The organism is Mycoplasma sp. 1018B (assembly GCF_024582675.1).
GTDB lineage: Bacteria > Bacillota_I > Bacilli_A > Mycoplasmatales > Metamycoplasmataceae > Mycoplasmopsis.
Genome location: NZ_CP102084.1, coordinates 162,651 through 184,845, shown reverse-complemented (window position 1 = coordinate 184,845; position 22,195 = coordinate 162,651). Strand labels below are relative to the sequence as shown.

16 protein-coding genes are annotated in these 22,195 nt (G+C 22.2%); 4 read left to right on the top strand and 12 right to left on the bottom strand.

All coding sequences use genetic code 4. The features are described 5' to 3' along the window. Positions 1-16: 16 nt before the first annotated feature. Genes NPA14_RS00820 through NPA14_RS00800 form a run of 5 tightly spaced genes read right to left on the bottom strand, consistent with a single transcriptional unit; the run spans position 17 to position 9,361 of the window. Positions 17-2,419 carry an ATP-binding cassette domain-containing protein gene (locus NPA14_RS00820; protein ID WP_257076117.1) on the bottom strand — a complete coding sequence of 801 codons (2,403 nt, stop codon included), beginning with the start codon at positions 2,417-2,419 and terminating at the stop codon, positions 17-19. After that, a complete protein-coding gene (locus NPA14_RS00815) occupies positions 2,412-3,965 on the bottom strand; it encodes an oligopeptide/dipeptide ABC transporter ATP-binding protein (RefSeq protein WP_373456860.1) in 1,554 nt (517 codons plus the stop codon). The genes NPA14_RS00820 and NPA14_RS00815 overlap by 8 nt, the downstream gene beginning before the upstream one ends. Continuing rightward, the gene (locus NPA14_RS00810; RefSeq protein ID WP_257076116.1) at positions 3,965-5,230 is read right to left on the bottom strand and encodes an ABC transporter permease; all 1,266 of its coding nucleotides are present in this window, start codon (positions 5,228-5,230) and stop codon (positions 3,965-3,967) included. The genes NPA14_RS00815 and NPA14_RS00810 overlap by 1 nt, the downstream gene beginning before the upstream one ends. Further along, positions 5,230-6,366, bottom strand: a complete 1,137-nt coding sequence (locus NPA14_RS00805) for an ABC transporter permease (protein ID WP_257076115.1) — start codon at positions 6,364-6,366, stop codon at positions 5,230-5,232. The genes NPA14_RS00810 and NPA14_RS00805 overlap by 1 nt, the downstream gene beginning before the upstream one ends. Positions 6,367-6,400: 34 nt before the next feature. After that, positions 6,401-9,361: an OppA family ABC transporter substrate-binding lipoprotein gene (locus NPA14_RS00800; RefSeq protein WP_257076113.1), complete on the bottom strand. Its 2,961-nt coding sequence runs from the start codon at positions 9,359-9,361 to the stop codon at positions 6,401-6,403. Between the two features lie 615 nt (positions 9,362-9,976). On the opposite strand from NPA14_RS00800, the gene NPA14_RS00795 reads away from it, so the two are divergent. From NPA14_RS00795 to NPA14_RS00780, 4 genes are read left to right on the top strand one after another with little or no spacing between them, the layout of a single operon-like run. Then, on the top strand, positions 9,977-10,792 hold the full coding sequence (locus NPA14_RS00795; protein WP_257076111.1) for a hypothetical protein: 816 nt from the start codon (positions 9,977-9,979) through the stop codon (positions 10,790-10,792). A gap of 1 nt (position 10,793) precedes the next feature. Then, on the top strand, positions 10,794-11,198 hold the full coding sequence (locus NPA14_RS00790; RefSeq protein ID WP_257076110.1) for a hypothetical protein: 405 nt from the start codon (positions 10,794-10,796) through the stop codon (positions 11,196-11,198). Positions 11,199-11,257: 59 nt separating this feature from the next. Continuing rightward, positions 11,258-12,148: a hypothetical protein gene (locus tag NPA14_RS00785; RefSeq protein ID WP_257076109.1), complete on the top strand. Its 891-nt coding sequence runs from the start codon at positions 11,258-11,260 to the stop codon at positions 12,146-12,148. After that, positions 12,141-12,548, top strand: a complete 408-nt coding sequence (locus NPA14_RS00780; protein WP_257076108.1) for a hypothetical protein — start codon at positions 12,141-12,143, stop codon at positions 12,546-12,548. Before NPA14_RS00785 ends, NPA14_RS00780 begins: the two co-directional genes overlap by 8 nt. A gap of 560 nt (positions 12,549-13,108) precedes the next feature. Here the strand turns inward: NPA14_RS00780 and NPA14_RS00775 are convergent. The 7 genes from NPA14_RS00775 to NPA14_RS00745 are packed head-to-tail and all read right to left on the bottom strand — an operon-like array spanning position 13,109 to position 22,119. Then, positions 13,109-14,923, bottom strand: coding sequence for an ABC transporter ATP-binding protein (locus NPA14_RS00775; RefSeq protein ID WP_257076107.1), 1,815 nt, complete (start codon positions 14,921-14,923; stop codon positions 13,109-13,111). A 12-nt stretch (positions 14,924-14,935) separates the two neighbouring features. Further along, positions 14,936-16,720 carry an ABC transporter ATP-binding protein gene (locus tag NPA14_RS00770; RefSeq protein ID WP_257076106.1) on the bottom strand — a complete coding sequence of 595 codons (1,785 nt, stop codon included), beginning with the start codon at positions 16,718-16,720 and terminating at the stop codon, positions 14,936-14,938. Positions 16,721-16,774: 54 nt separating this feature from the next. After that, positions 16,775-17,656, bottom strand: a complete 882-nt coding sequence (locus tag NPA14_RS00765) for an aromatic motif membrane protein (RefSeq protein WP_257076105.1) — start codon at positions 17,654-17,656, stop codon at positions 16,775-16,777. After that, positions 17,649-18,668, bottom strand: coding sequence for an aromatic motif membrane protein (locus NPA14_RS00760; protein ID WP_257076104.1), 1,020 nt, complete (start codon positions 18,666-18,668; stop codon positions 17,649-17,651). Before NPA14_RS00760 ends, NPA14_RS00765 begins: the two co-directional genes overlap by 8 nt. Next, positions 18,649-19,638: a hypothetical protein gene (locus NPA14_RS00755; protein ID WP_257076102.1), complete on the bottom strand. Its 990-nt coding sequence runs from the start codon at positions 19,636-19,638 to the stop codon at positions 18,649-18,651. The genes NPA14_RS00760 and NPA14_RS00755 overlap by 20 nt, the downstream gene beginning before the upstream one ends. Continuing rightward, positions 19,613-20,323, bottom strand: a complete 711-nt coding sequence (locus NPA14_RS00750; protein WP_257076099.1) for an ABC transporter ATP-binding protein — start codon at positions 20,321-20,323, stop codon at positions 19,613-19,615. The genes NPA14_RS00755 and NPA14_RS00750 overlap by 26 nt, the downstream gene beginning before the upstream one ends. Further along, positions 20,323-22,119 (bottom strand): ABC transporter permease, encoded by a 1,797-nt coding sequence (locus tag NPA14_RS00745; RefSeq protein WP_257076098.1) that lies wholly within the window; start codon positions 22,117-22,119, stop codon positions 20,323-20,325. The genes NPA14_RS00750 and NPA14_RS00745 overlap by 1 nt, the downstream gene beginning before the upstream one ends. Positions 22,120-22,195 lie beyond the last annotated feature (76 nt).

Genomic DNA, 22,195 nt, shown 5'->3' with positions numbered 1-22,195 from the left:
GTGTCTTTTTATAATTTTAATTTTGAATTTCTTCAACTCATTTTTTTACTTGTTTATTAGTACCATATACATAGTGTTGATTTTCTACTAAGTGATAAGTTGGTACGTTAGGAAATTGTTGTTCATCTAAATAATCTAAATTAAATGATACGTTTTGGAATTTCTCATTTGCATTAGAAATTTTAGGTATTGCTTTAAATAAATTAATTGTGTAAGGATGATAAGGTTTTTTATAAATATTTTCTGTTTTACCATGCTCAACAATTTTACCAAGATGCATTATTTGCACATTATCTGCTATATATTCAATCATAGATAAATCATGAGCAATGAAAATTAAACCTATATTTTTTTTCAAACATAAATCTTTTAATAAATTTACTACTTGAGCTTGAATAGATATGTCTAATGATGCAATAGGTTCATCAGCAACTATAATTTTAGGATCAGTAATTAAGGCTCTAGCAATAACTATTCTTTGTAATTGACCACCAGAAAATTCATGAGGATAACGATAAGCAAATTGTTTTAATAAACCAACATCTTCTAAACTTTTATAAATAGTAGTTTTATAAAGTAAATTAGAAATTTTTATTTTAGTTCAAAACTTTAATAATTTTGAATTATAAATTGAATAAACATTTTTTCATGTTTGGTTTTTATATAAATTTTGATCTTCATCTTCAATTAATTTAGATAAATTGGTTTTCACTCAAGAATTATTTACACCTAATAGCATATAAATATTATTTACATCATAATTTAGATATTTTTTTTCTATTTTAAAAGATTTTAAAGTTTCTTCACGTACTAATAAATCAGATTTATAAGAATTAATAATTGTTTTTGCAGTTCTTTTATCCGTTGCTTTTTCTTTTATAAAATTATTAGCAAATTCAAAATATTTTGTTTTGATTTCTTCAAATTTATTATTACAAAATGTTTGATCATCTACTAATTCTTGATATTTCATTTTAGCATCTTGTATGCTATCATATAATTTTTTAATTTTTACTTTAAAAGATTTTAAATATTCATTTAAATCTTCTTGATAATTATTTTCTGCTTGAAGAAAATTATTTTTAGCTTCTTCTAATTTTTCATTATCAAAAAATGGTTGATCTGTGGAGTTAGATAAAGTTTTTAAATTTTCTATTTTAGTTAAATAAAGATTTTCTTCTTCTTTTAAACTATTGAATTTGTCTAATGAAAATTGTTTATATTTATCTATAGAAAAATCAAATTTGTTTTCAATAATAGTTCAAATTCTTTTTTTAATATTAGAAACATATTCAATATTTTCTAAATTATTTCTATAAAAATCATGAATGTACTTATCTAAATTTGATACAAGTTCTCTAATTTGTTCATAATTTAAAAATTGAATATCTCTAATAAAAGATTTTAAAATTTTTGCTCTTTTTTTGTATAAAAATTCATTTTTAAGATTGTATAAATAAAAATCTAAATCAGTTGTTCCTAAACGCGAAATACTTATTAATGATTTTTCATTTTTAGATTCAATAATAAAATTATTCAAAATTATATTTGCATTTTTGATAAAAGTTTTCTTTTCTTCTAAAAAGTTTTTAAAATCTTTTTTAACTTTTATTAATTCTTTTTTTGCATCCAAAGCAATTTTAGAATATTTTGCCAAAGCCTTAGCTTCTTCATATAATTTTTTATTTTTAATTAAATCTAAATCAACTTTTGAAAGTTCTTTATTTCGATATTCTTTTTGTTTTTTATAATAAAAATTCATTAATTTTTCTGTATTTGCATACATATTATTAATTATTAAACTTTCAATTTGTTGTTTTTCATCTAAATAACTGAAAAAGGCGTTGAAATTATCATCTAATTCCAAATTTTCATTAAATGAAAAATTTTCAAATTTATTTCTTCATTTTTTAAATAAAGGTTCTGCTAAACGATTTACTTCCAATAAATTATCTAATTCTAATTTCATCGCTTCAATTTGAAAATGATATTGAAACGCTTTATTTACTTCTTTTCAATCGCTGAAAATATCTTTAATTTTATTTTTAATAATTTTATTAACCAATAAAGGTTCTTTTAAAATTGAATAAATATTTTGTTGACTATTTAAAGAAGCATGAGGATCTTGAAAGATCATTTGAATATTTTTATGTAAAAATCTATTTAATTTATTTGTTATTTTTTTACCTGAAATAATTTTGTCTTCTAATTTAACAAATCCATTAAAATCATCGTATAGTCTCAATAAAGTTCTACCAACAGTAGTTTTTCCTGAACCTGATTCGCCAATTAATCCTACAATTTCTCCTTCATGCACATCAAAAGATACTCCATCTACAGCTTTATTAATAAAACCACGATTAACAAAATATTTTTTTAAATTATCAATTGATAAAATAACTTTTTTATTACTATTCATATTCTTTAAATGTTTCCTTAAATAAATTTAAACGTTTTATTAAATCGTCAGAAAGTGTAACTTTAGGAGCTTCAGGATGTAATAATCACGTTGCAGCTGCGTGTGATGAAGTAATTGGAATTAAAGGAGGTTCTTTAACAAAATCTATTTCTAAAGCATATTCATTTCTTGGAGCGAAAGGATCTCCTAATGGTAAATTAGCCATATCAGGAGGAGTACCTTTTATATTATATAATTTTTCATCTTTAGTTTCGGGAATGGCAGAAATAAGAGCTCAAGTGTATGGATGAGCTGGATTGGTAAAAATTTCTTTTTTTGTTCCTTTTTCAACTATTTTACCAGCATACATTACATAAATATAGTCACAGAATTTAGCAATTACACTTATATTGTGGCTAATAAGAATAATAGATATATTATATTTTTGACGAATATTTTCAAATAATGAAAGCACTGAAGCTTGCACAGTAGGATCTAATGCCGTTGTAGGTTCATCAGCAATAATAATATCTGGTTTTAAAGCAACAACCATTGTTATAACAATTCTTTGTTTCATTCCTCCAGACAAAGTATGAGGATATTGATAGAATATTTGTTCAGCATTTCTTAAACCAAATTGTTTAAGTAAATCAATCAAATATGTTTTTTTAGATATATAACTTTTTTTAGATCATTCAATATTAGTATTTAAAGCATCTAATAATTGTTTACCAATAGTTCTAGTAGGATTAAGCGAAGTTAAAGGATCTTGTGGTATATATCCTATTTTTTTACCTCTAATATATTGTCATTGTGAAGGTTTTTTTATTTTAGTTAATTCTAAATCATTAATTTGAATTTTGTCAGCATCAATAATTCCATTATGATTTACATTAATTAAAGTTTTAGAAGTAACTGATTTTCCTGAACCTGATTCACCGACAAGACCAACAATTTGGGCTTTGTAAACATCTAAATCAATTCCTCTGACTATATGAATACTTTTTTTCTTACCTGTTGGAAAAGAAACATGTAAATTTCTCACTTCTAAAATTTTATTTTTTTCTAATGATTCAACACGAATTTTGTCATAAATTCTTTGAGTTTTATTTACTAATTTTGAATTAATTTCATCAGATAAAATATTATTTTCAACAGTGTTAATAATTTGACTATCAAAATTATTTAATGTATTTAATTTAACATTTTCTTTAATTGTTTGATTATTGGATTCTTCTAAATTTAAATCTAAATCATTATTTTGATTAGATGAAATTTTCATTTCATTAAGTTCAATTAAATTTTCTTCATGTAATTTAATTAATAATTCTTGTCTTTCAATTATTTTTAAATTACTTTCATTATGTTTTTTATCAATTTTCATTTTTCTCTGTAATTCGTTTTTTTGAAATAAAATTTGTTCTTCATTTCATTGTTTATTTTTAAGAGCTTGAATTACAGTTTCTAAATAAATGTCCACTAATTGCGAATCATTATTTGTATCTTCTCAAAAATTACTAATTGAGAATTGAGAGAAATTATTTTCTTGATCTATTATTTTTGTCATTATTTGCTCTTTCTCTTACTCATTACTCTAGGATCCAATGCATCATGTAAACCTAAAGCAACAAAAGCTAATGTTAATGAAATTGATAAAAGTATTAAAGTAGGTAGAATTAATATTCAAATGTTTTCATTTATTTCTGCAGTAGCATCAATTAACATTTGACCCAAATTAGTATCATTTTGCTCTTTGAAAAATCCTAAAAAAGCTAAAGTGGCAATTCATAAAATTATTCCAGGTATTGTTCTAACAAAAGAATAAGCTAATTTACCAATAACAGCAGGTAAAGCATGAACAAAAACTTGTCTATGTGTTTTTGCTCCGATAGCCTTAGCAGCGTTTATATATTCTTCATTTTTAACAGTTATTATATAAGTTCTTGAAGTACCAACAAATCCTGGTCAACCCACTATTGACAGTGCTATAACTAAAGTTCATTCATTAGCTCCTAAAATAGTTACAAATATAAGTAATCAAACTAAGGTTGGAGCTGAATTGAATATACCAATTATTCGCATTACTATAGTATCAACTAATTTCCCGGCATTAAAACCTAAATAAGCACCTATTGAAATACCTATAAAGGCTTGAATAATTGCAACTATAAAAGCAATTTTTAAAGCTTTTGAAGTAGCATATCAAGTTCTAGTTCATACATCAAAACCTTGATTAGTTGTACCAAAGAAAATATTAATATCATATGAATTTCATAAATTATTAACTACAGTTTCATTGATTGTTTCTCCAGCATTACGCAATGCTAATAAATCAGAATTCAAAGCATTTAATCTATAAAAATTATAGCCATTGTAAGTAATTATAAATAAACCATTTCTTGGTGTAACTGTAATTTCTTGTAATCCTCGCGGATTTAAATATTCAATAAAATCAGAGCTTCTTAAGAAAACATAAGTTCTTAAATACCTATCATTTTCATCAACGACTTTAGAAACTATAGGATTAAATCTTGTAGGTAAACTATTAGTAAAATCTAAATTAGTTACTCTTTGAGCTGGATAAATACCATTTTTTTCACTGAAAATTGGAATTAAAATAGACATCAAAACAACAATTATAAAAATTAAAAGTGAAATAACTACAACAGGATTACTAAAAAATCTTTTTAAAATTTCAACGCCTAATTTTTTAGGTTTACCTGTTATTTGAGCATTTTGCTTAAACTGTGAAGCATCACTAAATTTTAATTTAGAAATTAACTCTTCAGATAAGCGATATTTAGTATTAAAATCATTTAAATTATTTTGCATTAGTTACTCTCTTTATTTACTAATTGTTTTGATTTTTTTAAATAATGTATAATTTTTTGTCTTTCAATAAAAGCTTTAATGAATAATGAATAATTCTTTTTAGATTTAGTAGCATATGTAATTTTAGGATCTAATATAACATAAGCTAAATCAATTAAAATTTCTGTAGTTAAACCAATTACAGTAAAGAATAAGGTTGAAAACATTATTACATTAATTTCACCTGTTGAAAAACTATTAACAATAACTTGACTAGTTCCTTTAACATTTCAATATTGTTCAATAACAACTGAACCACTAAGTAAGGCAAGGAATGAACCAAAGAAAATACCAACAAGCGGAATTGAAATATTTCTTAAAACATATTTAAAGAAAATGTTTATTGAATTTAATCCTTTAGTTTTAGCAATTAAAACATAATTTGATGTTAAAACAGTAATAACCATATTTCTACTGCTAATTGAATAACCAGCTAAAGAAGTAATAGTTACAACGAAAATTGGAGGTAAATAAGAAACGAAAACTTCATTAAAAGCAAAGTCATTAACATCTTTTACAGTAGGTGAAATGCCTATTTTTAATCCAATTACAATAACTAATGGAGCAAGAATAAAGGAAGGCACAGCCACAAAAAACATGACAAATAATCTTGAAACATTATCAAAAATTTTTCCGCGTTTATATCCTGCAATAATTCCAATTGTAAAACCTGAAACTAAAGACATCAACATTGATGGTGCAGTAATAAAAATAGTAAATTTAAGTGGAATAAAGAAATATTTGAAAAGATCTGTATATTGTTGTGGATCTGGATTATTTGCTGGATTAATAACGAAACCAAAGTCTCCTTGAAAAACTTTGGTCATATATATTATGTATCTCTCAATAATTGAAAATTTAACAAAGGAATAAGGATCGTTAGGATCAAGAAGTCTACCTATTCCCATTTGAATTTGAAAACGATTTAAGATTTCTTCATAACTTTGTCCTCTAGCGCCCCCACTCTGAACTAAAGCTTCGGCTAAAGTTTGTGCAGGGTTATTAGCAAAAGCGCTAATAAGTACAAAAACAAATATTGAGATAACAAAAAGTGCTATTATTGCAAAAAATATTCTTTGAAAAATATATTTAATCATAATATTTACAATTATATTAAAAATTAATTTTTAATTAAGCTTTAACTTTTCAATCTTGATAGAATACATTACCAGTACTTGGTGAAATAGGTACTTCAAAATTTTTATTTGCTAAAGTTTCTGAAAATACTCTAGATGCTGAAATTTCTCATCCTAATGTTTCATACCCATAAGCAACTGTTAATTCATTCAATAATTGTATTAATTCTTCATTAGTTAATTCTTGTACATAACGATATCAAAATATTGCACTAAAAATATAAGGATCTTGAGTTTTTTTAATTTCTTCATCACTTCTACTTACTCTAGATGTTCTACCATCTTTTTCTTCGGTTTTCACTACATAAACATCATCTTTCAATTCAAATTGCATATCTTGTAATTGACCAACTCCTGTTGTTCAAATACTTCCATCTACTTTATATAAATCTTTTAATGGAACAGGAAAATTAGGTTCATTTGTTAAGGCATATTCCATTAATTTTTCAGCAGCATGAAGCAATCTTGGAAAATTGGTTCTTAAAGTTTGATCATCTTTTTTACTATTAAATCAAGTTAAAATTGGTATTAAAGTACCTGATCATGAAAGTCCATCTATACCAGAACCAATTGATGTTTTATAATCATATTTTCAACGTACTAAACCTTGTAAATTTTTACCAAAGAATAAATAATCATTTCTTGTTGCTTTGTCTTCTTGAGTAGTTGCAGGAGCATATACGAATTTAGGTTCTAATCTATCATTTAATGATTTTATAGTTTTAACTAATAATTCAGCTCCGCTGGTTATATTATTTGTAGGATTAACATAAGGTCAAAATAAAGTAAATTCAAATTTTTGATCTTTTAATTCAGGATGTTCTTGATCAAATTTATCAATTAATTTTTTTAATTCTTCTTTTAATTTATCAAAATATACAGATTTTGCTTTATCATCTTGAGTTGCTTTTAATAATTCATTTCGTCTATTTTCTTCCATTGAAAGAGTATATTTAGGTTGTTCTTGAGTACCAAAATTAATTTTTTGATTTTCAGCATTAAACGCATAAAGACTATCTAATTGTAATCTTGCATCTCTTGGCGTTTGATATTGCGATTCTTTTTGATTTTTACCACCAAAATCAGTATCTAATGCTACTATTCCTAAATAAGCTGTTTGTTGATTACTGCTTTGTACATTTGCAATAAAACTATGATTTATGGCTGCAGTAATAATACTTCTAAAACTTAAACCTGTACCATTATAGTAAGTATTTAAATTAGATTTTCCTTTAGCTAATTCTGATCTTTTAACTCCATAATTAATTAATGAATAAGCATCATTAAAAGCAAAGAAATTTTCTCCTCTAGAAGTTACTGGTGCAAATGGAATATTAATTACTAAATAATATGGCTGATTATCATTAAATTGTTGTGAATATCTAATACCAAATTTTTCTGTTGAATTTAAAGCTTCTTGTTTTTGTTGTTCAGTTAATTGTGAATAAGGAATAGAAGTTAATTCTCCTGCGGCATATTGTTGAAATACTCTAGTAGCATAAACATTTCTATCAATTTGACCATTAGCTTGATAATTTTCTCTTAAAATTTGTAAAGTTGTTGGAGCGTTTACTCATTCTTGATCATAATGGAAAGTATTCAATTTATAATCTACTCTTGTTCCATTGAAAACATTAGGATAATATCATCCTGAATAAAGTGTGTTATATCCTGAAACTGCATATCAATAAAAACCAGTTCTATAAACAAAAGAATTTTTATTAATATTTTCAAAAGTTGAAAGTATTTCACCTAAAATTTCAGCTTCAGCTAAATTTTGATCAAATTTATAAATATAATTAAATCCATTTTTTAAAGCAAATTCACCTAAAGCTAAATTTTTATTTTCCAATTCTTTATTAGCATTCTCTTCTTTAAATTTAGTTAAAATTTCTTGAGCTCTTTGATTAATTGATTGAACATATTGTGTTGGTAATGGTAAAAATGTTGTATCTGATAAAACTGATGATTCAAATCAATCTTTAAAATTAACATTTTCAGAATTTTCAACAGAATTAATTGTAACTGCTTTAGTATTTTCATCTACTTTTAATTCTGATAATACTTTTGAATCAAGAACAGTTAAAAATTCGTCTTTTTTATCAAATTTTCCTGAATCAATACCATAAAAAGCATATAAATATTCATTAGAATATTCACTATTAAGAGTTAAATAATTAGTAGTTTTAGAATATAATTTTGTTCTATATAAATCATCCAATTCTTCAGAACCACCATTATTACGTCTATAAGCAGTATTTAATAATTTAGTAGCAAGTCATGAATTATAATAATCTTCAGCTTGCAAAGTAAAACCAGTATCTTCACCTGAAGAATTTACATATTTAACATTTTCTCTTATAACAAATTGTATTTTTTTAGCATTAAATAAATCTGTTTTAAATTGTTCACTATTAACTGATTTTGGATCGTTTGATATTAAATCTTCTTCAATATGTGAATAAGCTTTTTTAGTTTCTCCTGCTTCATCTTTAAATTCTTTTGTTGGTTCACTTTTTACATCAGCATTATCATTGTCATAAACTTTAATTGAACCATCTTTTAGAGTAATTACTATTGCTCTTGCACCTTCTAATTTGATTTTATTTCAAGTTGGTTCAACAACAAATCTATTTACAACAGTTTTGTTGTCTGTAAACCCAGTAGTTGAAATGATTGTTGGTTGATTTAATGATTGTTTTCTTAATAATGGAGTACTAATATAAGCATCTTCTCTATTATAACTACCATATGTTGAACTTTTTCTAAATAAAAATTCACTTATTGTGTTGGTGGCATTAAAAGAAACTGCTCTCATTTTATTTTCTGTTACAAAATCTTTTTGCTCTCTTACGTTTTTATCATCTGTAGTCCCACAAGCTGCTGCTAAAACTGTTAAAGGGCTAAGCGACAGGGTGGAACCGGTTAAAAATAACCAAAATTTTCTTCTTTTCATCTTTCTCCTAAACATATATACGTATAAGAAATAATTAACACATTATTAGTAAAAAAATGAGCAAAATTAATAATGTCTTAATTATTTAAATTTAAAATAAAACTAAACTAACTTTATGTTAGATTGTTAAATTGATTTTATTAACCTTTTATGTTTTTAATTCTTAATACTTACTAAAATAATTTGTATTATAAATATAGTATTTCTTATAAATTAATTTCAAGTTTATATATAAATAATTATTTAAATGAAATAAATGAGAAGATTTTATTAACCATAATAATCTTCTTGTTAATAATTTGGTTAATAAAATCGCAGAAAAAAATACTAGCATCCATTGATGCATTAAACATATTACGATAAATTTTGTTTAACAATGTTTGCATAGTATCCTTTCAATTTAACAAAACAATTATATATAAAATCTAATTTTTAATAATTATTATTTTAAAAAATATTTTTTAAACGTAAATTGATGAAAATATTTAATATTTTTCATACTTGTTTTTGTATTTACATTTGTATTTACAAATGTTTTAGTAAAAAAGATTATAATTTAGTTATATATTAATTATTTACTTTGTTAAAAAGTTTGTTAAAAAGGAGATAATAAATATGTTTTTAATGTATGATATTAATTTTATCGATCCAAACGGAGGAGGTGGTGAATATATTTCTCGTGTAGAAAAATCACCACAAGATAAATTAAAGGATCAATTGTTATATGAAGTTCATGGGGAATTTGTAAATTTAGTTAGTAAAAATGGTAATGCATCAATAAAGGTTTCAAAAAATGAACTTTTACAATTTCTTTATAAACAAGACTCTATAAAATATCATAAAGAAGTTACCAAATACATAACATCTTCAGAATGATGAAGTTTAGAATGAAGATTTAAATATTTTGTTTATGGCATAGTACAATTCAAAAATGTTATCAAGCAAATATCAGATGGATTTGCTAAAATAATAGATGCTATAGAGGGATTTAGTAGTGTTATTGCTTCTGCTTATTCTGACACAATAGGTCAAATACAAACAGGAGAGCCAAGAATTGATTCAGCAATAAAAGTAATTGAAATAGCATTATATATACCAACTTTAATGAAAGAAATAAACTCATTTTTTGGAAGAGATAATAATGAATTAACATCACTTAACGTAAAAACAACCGCTTTACAAGAATATTTAAAATCAAAAGAAAATATAAATGTCATTATTACTCTAATTTCTGATATGTTTGATGACATAGAAAAACTTCCTTGGTATAAAAAATATTTTAATATAACTAATAATATTTTAAGAGTAACTCTAAGGGATATGAAATATTATGCTAACGAAGCATACAAAAATGCCGAAAGAAAATATTTACAAGAAAAAGAAAAACAGCAAGCTGAAATGTATGAGTCAATATTTTTAGGTGGGTATTAAAATGAAAAATAATAAAGAAAAAATCCCCTTAATAAATTCTTTAATGGGTTTTAAAAATAATAATACAAGAAATGTTTTATTACTTGTAATTTGTTGCATTGTTTTATTCTTTTTTCTTAATTGATTTATTTTTGTTATTATAGGTATATCAATAAAATCTTTAAAAAATGATTGAGAAGATAAAATTTTAGCATTGGTAGTAAGTTTATCTATTTGCATACCTATTATTACGCTTTCAACATTGGGAATAATATCCAAAACATTTTTTATATTAGCAAATAAAGAAGTGGATGAACTAAAAAGACATCAACTTTATAAAAAAGCATATTTAACTGGGTTAAGATATTTTGGTTATAAATCAGCAATAAAAAAGTCTGAGGAAATTTCAATTTTAAAAAACAATTAAAAATTCTTAAAACATATTTTTCAAATAATTTTGTAATACAAGGAAGCACTTGTATAAACTTGTTTTTTAATTGAAATTATCGTCTAGTTAAAGATATTGATTTAACTAATTCAAAAGAAAATAAAATAAATTTCAATATTTTAAAAAGTAATGAAAATTTAGAATGAATTTTTATTAATGATACTTTTGGAAAAGGCAAAATAAAAGATTTAAATATAGATGTTGAAATAATGTTTAGCAAATTCATTCCGGATAAATATATTCTTAAGAAAAAACATTTAAATCACTATAAATGAAATTGATTTTTAATCTCAAAAATATTACAGTTAATTTTTTATCTACAAAAAAATGAAGCAGATATTTTAAAATTAAAAAATATAATTTACGATATTAATTTCATGATTATCAATTTAAGTAAAAATAAATTAATTAAATTTATATTTGAAATTAATAAAATATCTAAATTAGTTTTAATTAACAATTGTTCAATTTGATATTTCTTTAATAACAGTCATAATAAAGGACTTGTTATAAATCAAAATAATAAAAAAATGTTATTAAATAAATTATGCTCATTATTAAAAGTATATAAAATAGATAATTTCTTAATAACATTATTTTTAGAAATCATATTAAATGATAAATATTTTCAATTAGAAAATGCAATTAAAAATACTTTAGATAATAAAAGTAGAATGATAGAAGAATTTTCAAAAGTTGAAAATATGGAAAAATATAGATGAGACAGTCAATATTTTGAGTTTTCAAAAAGATCTAATAAAACAAAAATACTATTAAAATATGAAAATGAAATAGATAAAACAATAGAGAAAATAATAAACTTGTATAAATCTAATTATAATGATCTTAAAATTAGAAAAATATATTTAGTACTTCTTTATATAAATTCATTTCTTTTAAAAAGAAAAACAAAAGGAGAAAATGCATAATACTGAAAAAGAATTAGATACTAATGTGATTGAAAAAGTTAACACTTTTTTAAAAAAAATTAATAGTTATCAAAAGACAATAATTATTCTGGTAATATCTTTAATTGCTGCTTTAATATCTATATATGATATTTTTGCAAAAATATGATATATATTAATTCAAATACTAAATAATAGTCCAATAAATTTATTACCGTTAATTATTGTTTTATTCTTTATTAATTTAATTATTTTATTTTTTAGTGTTTTAGGTTTTATTTCGCGTATATATATATTAGTTGCAAATAATGAAAATAATCCAATTAAAAAAAACACGTATTATCAAATAGCTTATAGTTTTGGTTTAAGAAACAAGACATTTAATAAAATTAAAAAATATTACATAGATTTGCAAAAATAATAAACTAATATCTTATATAAGATTAAAATTTTTAAAATTATATTTACAAAAAATAAAAAAAGAATGTTGTACTTTAAGTTATATAATATTCTTTTTTGTATTTAAAAAACTTAATTAGCACGTTTATTACTTATTACATTTTATATATATTATTTTTTTGAATTCATCTTTTTCATTGTTGTTGATAATAAAAAGTGTTTTAGAAATAATATTCATTAATGATAAAAATAATATTACGACAAAAATAAAAAACATAAGAAATAATTCAATTAATGTTTCATTTATGCTTTATTTTCAATTGAATGAAGAACATATTTCGTGACTTTAATAAAATAGAAACAAAAACTAAAATAGCAAAATATAAGCAATAATTAATATAACGATATTTTTAACATTGTTATTTTTAATACATATAAAATTATTAATTGTTTCTATTTGTTTTTATTTTTTACCAGTAACTCATAAGAATATTTTTATATTTAATTTCTGTTTAATAAATATATTTAGTTTGAAACAATAAAAAATATGAAAAATAATTTTTTCATATTTTTTATTGTTTATTAATTAAATTGTGAAGTATATAAATTTCAATAATAGCCTTTTGATTCCATCAATTCTTCGTGTGTACCTTTTTCAATAATTTTTCCAGCATTAACTACTAAAATTAAATTTGCATTTCTAATAGTACTTAAACGATGAGCTATAACTATTGAAGTTTTGTTTTTCATAATAGAATTTTGTAGAGCATTTTGAATAATTTTTTCAGTATTAGAATCAACATTACTAGTTGCTTCATCTAAAATAAGAATTTTTTTATTACCTAGTATTGCTCTAGCAATAGCTAATAATTGTTTTTCTCCTTGAGATAAATTATTACCATTATTTTCTAAAATAGTATCATAACCATTTTTCAATCTTGCAATAAAACTATCAGCTGCGACCAATTTAATTACTTCTTCAATTTCTTCTTTAGTCGCATTTGGTTTAGCAATTTTTAAATTATTTAAAATAGTGTCATTAAACATAAAAGAATCTTGCAAAACTACCGCCATAATATCTCTTAAATCGTGTTTATTAATTTTTTTTAATTCGATATTATCTATTGTAATTGAGCCTTGATCATATTCATAAAAACGACTTAATAAATTAATAATTGTAGTTTTACCAGCTCCTGTAGGTCCGACAATTGCTATTGTTTGTCCGCTTTTAGCATAAAAAGAGGCGTTTTCCAGTTGATATTTGAATGAGTTTTTATTATATTTAAAACTTACACTATTAAAATTAATTAAACCTTGTGGATTATCTAATTTAATTGTATTTGTTTCTTCCTCAGGAATAATTAAATCAACTAAGCGAAATACTCTAGTTGAAGATGCAAATCCTAATTGCATACTTAAAACCATTGTAATTAAAACTTGAATAGTTCCCATTAATCCGTAAATTAAACTAATTAAAGCTATAACAAAGCCCGAATCTGGCTTTGAATAACTTATACCATAAACTGAAATATTATTATTTTTAAAAATTAAAGCTAATAAAATAGCAGAGATAACAATAAAATTAGAAGCAAAAATAAATCAAGGATCAAAAATTCTTTGAAAAAAATCACCAACAAAAGCATTTTTGTAAATTTTATCTGTAATATTATTAAATTTAATTTGTGCTGGCTCTTGAGCATCAAAAGTTTGAGTAATTTTTGCATTATTTAACATTTCTTCTAAATAAGCATTTAAATCTCCAAAAGCATTTTGTGTACCTATTAAGGCTGGACGAGCTTTTTTAGTCATAAAAACACTTATTGACATTAACAAAATTGCCAGAATTAAAATTATTATAGTTAAAGTGCTACTAATAAAACACATTGCAATAAAAGTGAAAATAATAGAAAAAACATTAGTAAATACTTGTGTTAAAAATCTTGTTATAGCATTTGCACTATTACTAATATCATTAACTAAAGTAGATATTAAATCGCCCGCTTGTTCTTCATCATAAAAAGCAATAGGCATATAAAGTAATTTATTCATTGCTATTTGACGCATTTTTTTAGCGCTTAAATAAGCTATTTTAACAAAAAGTCTATTTTGCAAATATCCAAAGATTGCATAAGCTAAATTTAATAATAACATTGCAGTAGATAAAATAATAAATAATTTTAAATTTAAGTCTTTTTGTGCAAAGATTACAGGTTCAAAAACTAAAGTAACAATTTGACCAGTTAATAATGTAGCGCTAATGGTAGATATTGCTGAAAATAAAGCAAAAATAATTCCAATAATTAATAATTTTTTACTAGCAGGATCTAAAAAACCATAAAAACGCTTAAGAATAGCTAATGAAGAAATATTTGCATTTTTTTTAGTTTTTCTTTGCATACAAATTCCTTTCTATTGATCTAATTGATTTTTATAAATGGAATTATATAAATCACATTTCACTATTAAATCATTATGTTTTCCTTGAGCTAAAATATTTCCATCTTGCATAACTAAAATTAAATCACTATCTCTTATTGGTGCGATTTTTTGAGAAACTAATATAGTAGTACAATTGTAATTATTTTTAATATTGTTAATAACTTTTTTAGTAGTTATATTATCTAATGCTGAAGTAGAATCGTCTAAAATTAAAATTTTCGGTTTTCTCAATAATGCCCTAGCAATGGATAAACGTTGTTTTTGACCCCCTGATAAATTTTTACCACCTTGTATAACTGGATGATCTAATTTTTTGTCAAATTTGTCAACAAATTCTCACGCATCAGCATTTATTAACGCTTTTTGCATCTCTTCTTGACTTGCATTAGCTTTTGCTCAAAGTAAATTGGATTTAATAGTACCTGTATACATTAATGCTTCTTGATAAACTATTCCAACATTATCATGTATATTTTTTGTTTGTAATTGCATTAATTCTTTATTACCTATTAAAATTGAACCATCATTATAAACATAATTATTTACTAATAAATTAACCAAAGTACTTTTACCTGCGCCTGTAGGACCAATTATGCCTAATGTTTGTTTATAATTTAATTTAAAATTAATATCATTTAAAGCATTTTTTTCTGCACTTTCATAATATTTAAAGTTTAAATTTTTAACTTCAATATCATAGTTACTGTCTAAAATTAATCCTTCTTTTCTTAATAAATTATCAACTTTAGTATTAAAAATATTATTAATTCTTGATGCAGATACTTTTGCTCTAAAAAATGAAAATAAAAAACCCACCATCATCATAATACCAAAACTAATATTGTATAAATAATCAATCATGACGTTTAAATTAACTAATGTAGTACTATCTAAGGGGTTATTATTAATAGCATTATAAGCAATAGCATATAAAGAAACAATTAAAGAATTAATTAACATAAAAAAAACAGGTTGAGCTGTGGAAAAAATAATCTCACTTTTAAAAGAAATTTTATATCAATTAAGATTTTTTAAGCTAAATTGATCAATACGTTTTGTTTCTAAATTATAGGTTTTAATAACTCTAATCCCATTAACATTTTCGTTTATGTCCTTAGTTAAACTTTCTATGCTTAATTGAGTTTTTTTAAACAAAGGTATAGCTAAATAAGCAATTACGCCAATTAAAATGCACAAAGCAGGAATAATTCCCATAATTCCTCAAGCCATATTAGGATCAACTAAAAAAGCTAAAATTGTGCTGCCAAGCGCTAAAAAGATTCCTCTTATTAAAGTGGTAGCTCCATTTACTAAAAATTCTCAAAAAATAGCAATATCATTAGAAACACATGTTATTATGGTTTCACTTTTTAAATCTGCAATATTTTTTAAAGATAAAGTTTGAATTTTTTCAAATAATTTTATTCTTAAATATTTTGAGGTATTTTCTGAAGCATAAATAATAATTAAAACTGCAAAAAAAGTTAAAGTAATATTAATAATAATTAAACAAATAACGGTAATTAATAACCATTTAAATACTACATTATGTTCAGCAGGAGCAAATGATCATAAACCTTTAAAAATTTCAATTGAAATTAATTCATTTTGATTTTGACTAAAAATTAACTTAATAAATTGCGATATTAAATTAGGAAAAAACAAAGTTAAAAATACATTGATTAAAACTATAAATGCACCTAATAAAAATAAACTTTTTAACTTAGTTGGCAACATTTTAATTAAATTTATCATCCAAATCTCCTTTTCAATTTTTGATATTATACTTAAAAAAGCACTAATGTGCTTTTATTTTATATCAACAAGAGTATAAATTAATTCTATACCGCCATAATGATCATTAAATAATACTCTTTGACTTTCACTATAATTTAAATTTTCATCTGCAAAACCTTTTGTGTCACTAATATATTTAAATAAACTAAAAAAGTTATTTTTATTATTACTATTTAATAATTTAGGATAAGTATTAATATATCCATAAATTTCTACTGAAGGCGTTGAATTTTCTTCTTTGTATAATTCAATATTAATACGAATAATAAAACCTTCTTGAGTTAAAAGAAAAACTCTTAATTCTTGAGCATAATCATCATTAGCATATTCTTGAATTACATAATCATTAATTTGATTATTTTGTGCTTGATAAAAAGTTTGATAAAGTAATAGATTTTCACTATCTCTTTCGGCTAAAAGAGCACTATTAGCATCATCACCTCGATTATCTTGATCTTGAACAAAAACTAATTTAGAAAAATTAAATAAATAAAATAATCAATTTGTGCGGGTAAATTCTTTAATTAATTTTTCATTTGTTTCCAAAATGCTAGCTTTATTAACACCAAAAAAACTATTACGATTAAAATTTAATGAATAAGTTAAATTATTAGCATATCTTAATGCAGTTTTTAATTTAAGTAAATAATTTATATCTAATTTCTTTTGAGATTGAATATATTTTTCTTTAGTTAAATTATCATTTTTATAAATTAGATTTAATAAAGCTTGAATATGCTGATTTTTTAAAAATAAATCAAATTCATTTTCTTTAACAACAAGTGTTGTATCTGTTTGTACTTGAGTTTTTTTTAAATGGTTAGTACATCCTATAGTAGTAGTAAAAATTAATACAGATGATAAAATAGATCACAAAGTCTTTAATTTATTCATTTTGCTCCCTAATAATAGGCAAAACATAGGCAGGTTCTCCATAACGTTGTTTATCAACTAAATCATTAATAAATTGATTATAACCACTAACATATTTATGTACTTTAGTGTAATGATACACAGATGCAACTAAAGCAGTCGAAATTTGAGGTTTTTTCAAATTTTCAAAATATCAAATATACGGTTCTATTACTAAAGTGCTATTATCACTATTAAAATTATTAACTACTAAACGATAAACAGTTTTATTAGACGTTAAATAATAAACATTTGTATTATTTAATTCATATGATTCTTCACCAAGAATTAAATTTTGTAAATAATTATTAGCAACTTTAAACGTTTTTGAAGCTGATAAATTATTAATTTTATCAATATATTCATTTGTAATTAAATGAGCAAAATCATTTTCAATTTGATTATCATTTAGTTTAACTGCGTCAATAAGTTCTTGAGCAATATATTTATAAAAAACAAAGTTAAATTTATTTAAATTTTGAAAATATCAATATCAATTTTTACTAATTAAAAAGCCAACTTTTTCTTTATAAGTATCTCATTGTTTGTTTAATTCATTTAGTTTTTTATTTTGTTCTAGTAAATCATTTTTAACTTGATCTTTTTTGGTTTGTGAAAAAAATGAAGGTAAAAAATCTATTCTAGCTTGCATTTCATTTAACTCTGAAATTTTTTTATTTATTTGTTCAATTTCTACGACCAAATTTTGAGTATTTTGTGCTAAATTTTCAAATTCTTTTTCTATTTTCTTAGTATTATTTTGTTTATTTAAAAATTCCACTTTAGCAGTTTCATTATTTTTATAAACAATTTTTAATAATTGTGTTAAAATATTTTGAGTTTGAATTTCTTCATTAGAACTTATATTATTTAAATGATCTAAATTATGATCGATTAAATTTTCAAAAGTTTGAGCTTCTTGATAATTAACACAAGAAAGAGAAACTAATGGTGAAAACATTAAAAGCAAAATACTAGTAATTTTTTTGATCATCTATATAACTCCATATATATTTTTCAATTGTTATATTTTTAGTTTGAAAATTTAAAACTAAATTACTAAAAATTTCAGCATAATTATCACTATCATAAAATGAAAAAAGTTTACTATCATTATTTATTGCTAAATAATTATTAACATCAAAATCATCATCAATAGATTTTAAATAATTAATATTTTTCTCTAAATTTTTTGTTCATTCTTCTTGAAAAAATAATAAAAAATTTTCAATAAAAGTATCTAAATAATTAATATCACTTATTACAAATAAATCAGGAAGTATAATTATATTTTTCTTTTGATTTTCTTCATAACTCAAAAGTAACATTATTTTATTTTGTTCTAGAACTATAAAAAACAATTTTTTATTCAATAATTTATCATGTTCATTTAAATTAAAAGTTTTAGTAATAATTTTGTCAATTGTTTTATTGTTAAATTTAAATAACAAAGTATTATCATTAATTTTTTGTTTTAATAATTCATTAAAATTATCCACTTTATTATTAAAAGATATATCATAATCTTTACCATATGGATTAAAAGCAAAAATTAATTTTTCTAAATTATTTAAATATCAAAATCAATTATTTTTTAAAAATTGTTTTAAATTAGAAATTGATTGATTAGTTTTTTTATTTTGATTTCCTGAATTCGATAAAACTTTAACATCTTGTAAAGGTGCAAAAATTAAAGAAAAATTTAATTCATTAATTAGATTATTATCTATTTGACTCTGAACATCAATAAAATCATTAAACTCACTTTGATTTGGAATAAATTTTTTGGTTAAATCTAAAAGATTATTATCAACAGTATCAATAAATTTGGGTGTAAATTCTCAATTGTTTGTAAGAATATTTTTTTCCTTATTAACATTAAAACAAGCAACAGAAGTTAATAAGAAAGTTGGCAAAAGATTTAATGTTAAAAAACATTTAATTATTTTTGATAATTTTTTCATAAAAAATTTCTTCTAAAGATTTAGTTTTATTTCCGTTGTATAAAACTTTGCCTAAATGTATTAAAGTTAAAGAATCTACAAATTTATCAATTTCACTTAAAACATGTGAAGAAATAAAAATTGTTGTACCCTTATCATTTAATTTTTTCAATATTCTAAATAAATTAAATCTGGCCGTAGGATCTAAATTAGCTGCTGGTTCATCTAAAATTAATAATTGAGGATCAAACATTAAAGCTTGAATTAATAAAATTTTCTTTTTTTGTCCAGAAGACATATTAAAAGGTTTGACATTTTTTAAATCACTTATTTCAAATTCTTTTAACAAGCTTTCAATTTTTATTGTTGCTTCTTTATTTGTTAAATTATTTAATTTAGCTAATGATAATAAATATTTAAAGGTTGTTAATTCTTTAGGAAAAACAGCATTTTCTGGAACATATCCAAGAAATTTTTTGCTTTTTTCATTATTATTATCTAAATTATTAATAAGAATTTTTCCTTCAAAATTATTATAAGCACCTACAATACTTTTAATTGTTGTAGTTTTTCCTGCACCGTTTTCTCCTATAAAAGCATGAAATTGACCTTTTTTAACTTCAAAATCAACTCCAAAAACACCACTTGAATGTTTATTAGACACATATATCTTTTTAAAATTCTTTACTTCTAAGATATTATCCATTATTTATAATCCTTTTTAGTATATAAGTAAGTGTTAATTAAAGTTAAACTTATTGATAAAATCACTCAAATTGCAACATAACCCATTTTATTGATTACTTGTGTAGATCTTTTTAATTCGTAAATTTGATCAAGCGGTTGAAAAAGATAATTATCATTTTTATTTAATGAATAACGAATAATAATTTTTTTCTCATTATTTTTTTCTCTAACTTCTTGCATAGCACTATATGAAGCAAAACCACCTATATAGTAATTAAAATTATTTATTTTTACTTTAAAAACACTTGGAGTAGATTCTAAATTAACATTATCATTACTTAAAATAATTTCTAATAAAGTTTCATTATTTTGTGCAAAATAAATGTAATAAAGCATTGCTACAGTAAGATAAATTTTTTTCTCTATTTGTGTTTTAATTATTTTATTACTAATACTATTAGTATTAAAAATAGTAACTTGATTATTTTGATAACGATTTAAAAAATTATTTTCATCATTTATTAACAAACTTCAATTAGTTAATAATTGTTTTTTATTAAGGCTTTTTTCTAAATTTAGATTTAATTTATTATTTTGTTCTTCTAATCAATCATTTATAAAAGTTGCAAAATTTGAATCTTCTAATATTTCTTTAATATATTTTCATTTAATATTTCCAACTAAATTATCACTTGCTGAAAAAACATATTCATCTTCTGGAAAACTAATAGTAAAGGATTCGGCGTTTTCCCGAGCATAAATAATATCAGTATTGATAATATTTTCAAAAATTGAATCATTTTTTAATAATGCCGGAACAATATATTTTTGATATTGATTTTCATTTTCTCAAATTTTAAATTTTTTTAAATTTGCTTCTTGTAAATCATAATTATATAAATACGAATCTAATTGGGGATAATATAGATACTGTTTTAAATTATTACTAATATTATTAGTAAATAAATTTTTATTATTTAAATTAAAAATATCCATCATTTGATAAGGCAATGCTAATCAAGAATAAATACTTAATGGTAAGTTAGAAAAATTGGCTAAATTATTAGTTTGTTCTAAAAATAATTTTTGTTTATCAGTAAAATTATTTTTTTCAAAACCGTTAGGCAGAATATAAAAATTATCTTTTTTATTATTAAGATAAAATGTTTCTAAATTAGCTATATTTCCTGCTAAATTATCTTTATATTCTAAGTTAAGATAATAAGCTAAATTATTAGCTTTAGAAGTGGATTGATTATTTAATAAAATTCCTCCAACAATTAAAGGCATAGTAATAACAAAAGGTATAGTTAAGGCAATTTTAGCATTTAATTTATAAGCTAATAATGATGTAAAAGTACCAAAAATTATAAAAACAAAAAATATAGCAAAAAAACTAATAATTAAATATAAAAATATTATTTCTAAATTTATTAAAGTTAAAATTAAATTTAATAACGTTATTATTAAACTGTAAATAAGTGCAATAAATATTGCAATTAAAGTTTTAGCTAAATAAATATTTTTTCTCTTGAGTGGTTTACTTAAAGAAAGAATTTCCATTCCTTCTTCTTCTAATTCCTTAAAAATATTGATATATAAAATACCACTATAAAAAATAGTAAAAATTATTTGTATAAATGAATTAACGAAAATAACTAAATTAGTATCTCAGTAATTTTGATTTACTAATGATAAAGTTAAACTTAATGTAAAATTAATAACCAAAAAAACAATAAATGTTATTCAAAGTATCTTTTTGGCTATTAAATTAATAATAAGAAATAAGGCATAATTTTTTAATTGTTTAATCATAAACCTCCTTAAATTTTAAGGAGTAAACCACTTTATAATAAGTTAAATATCTCTAATATTGTTATTTAAAATTATA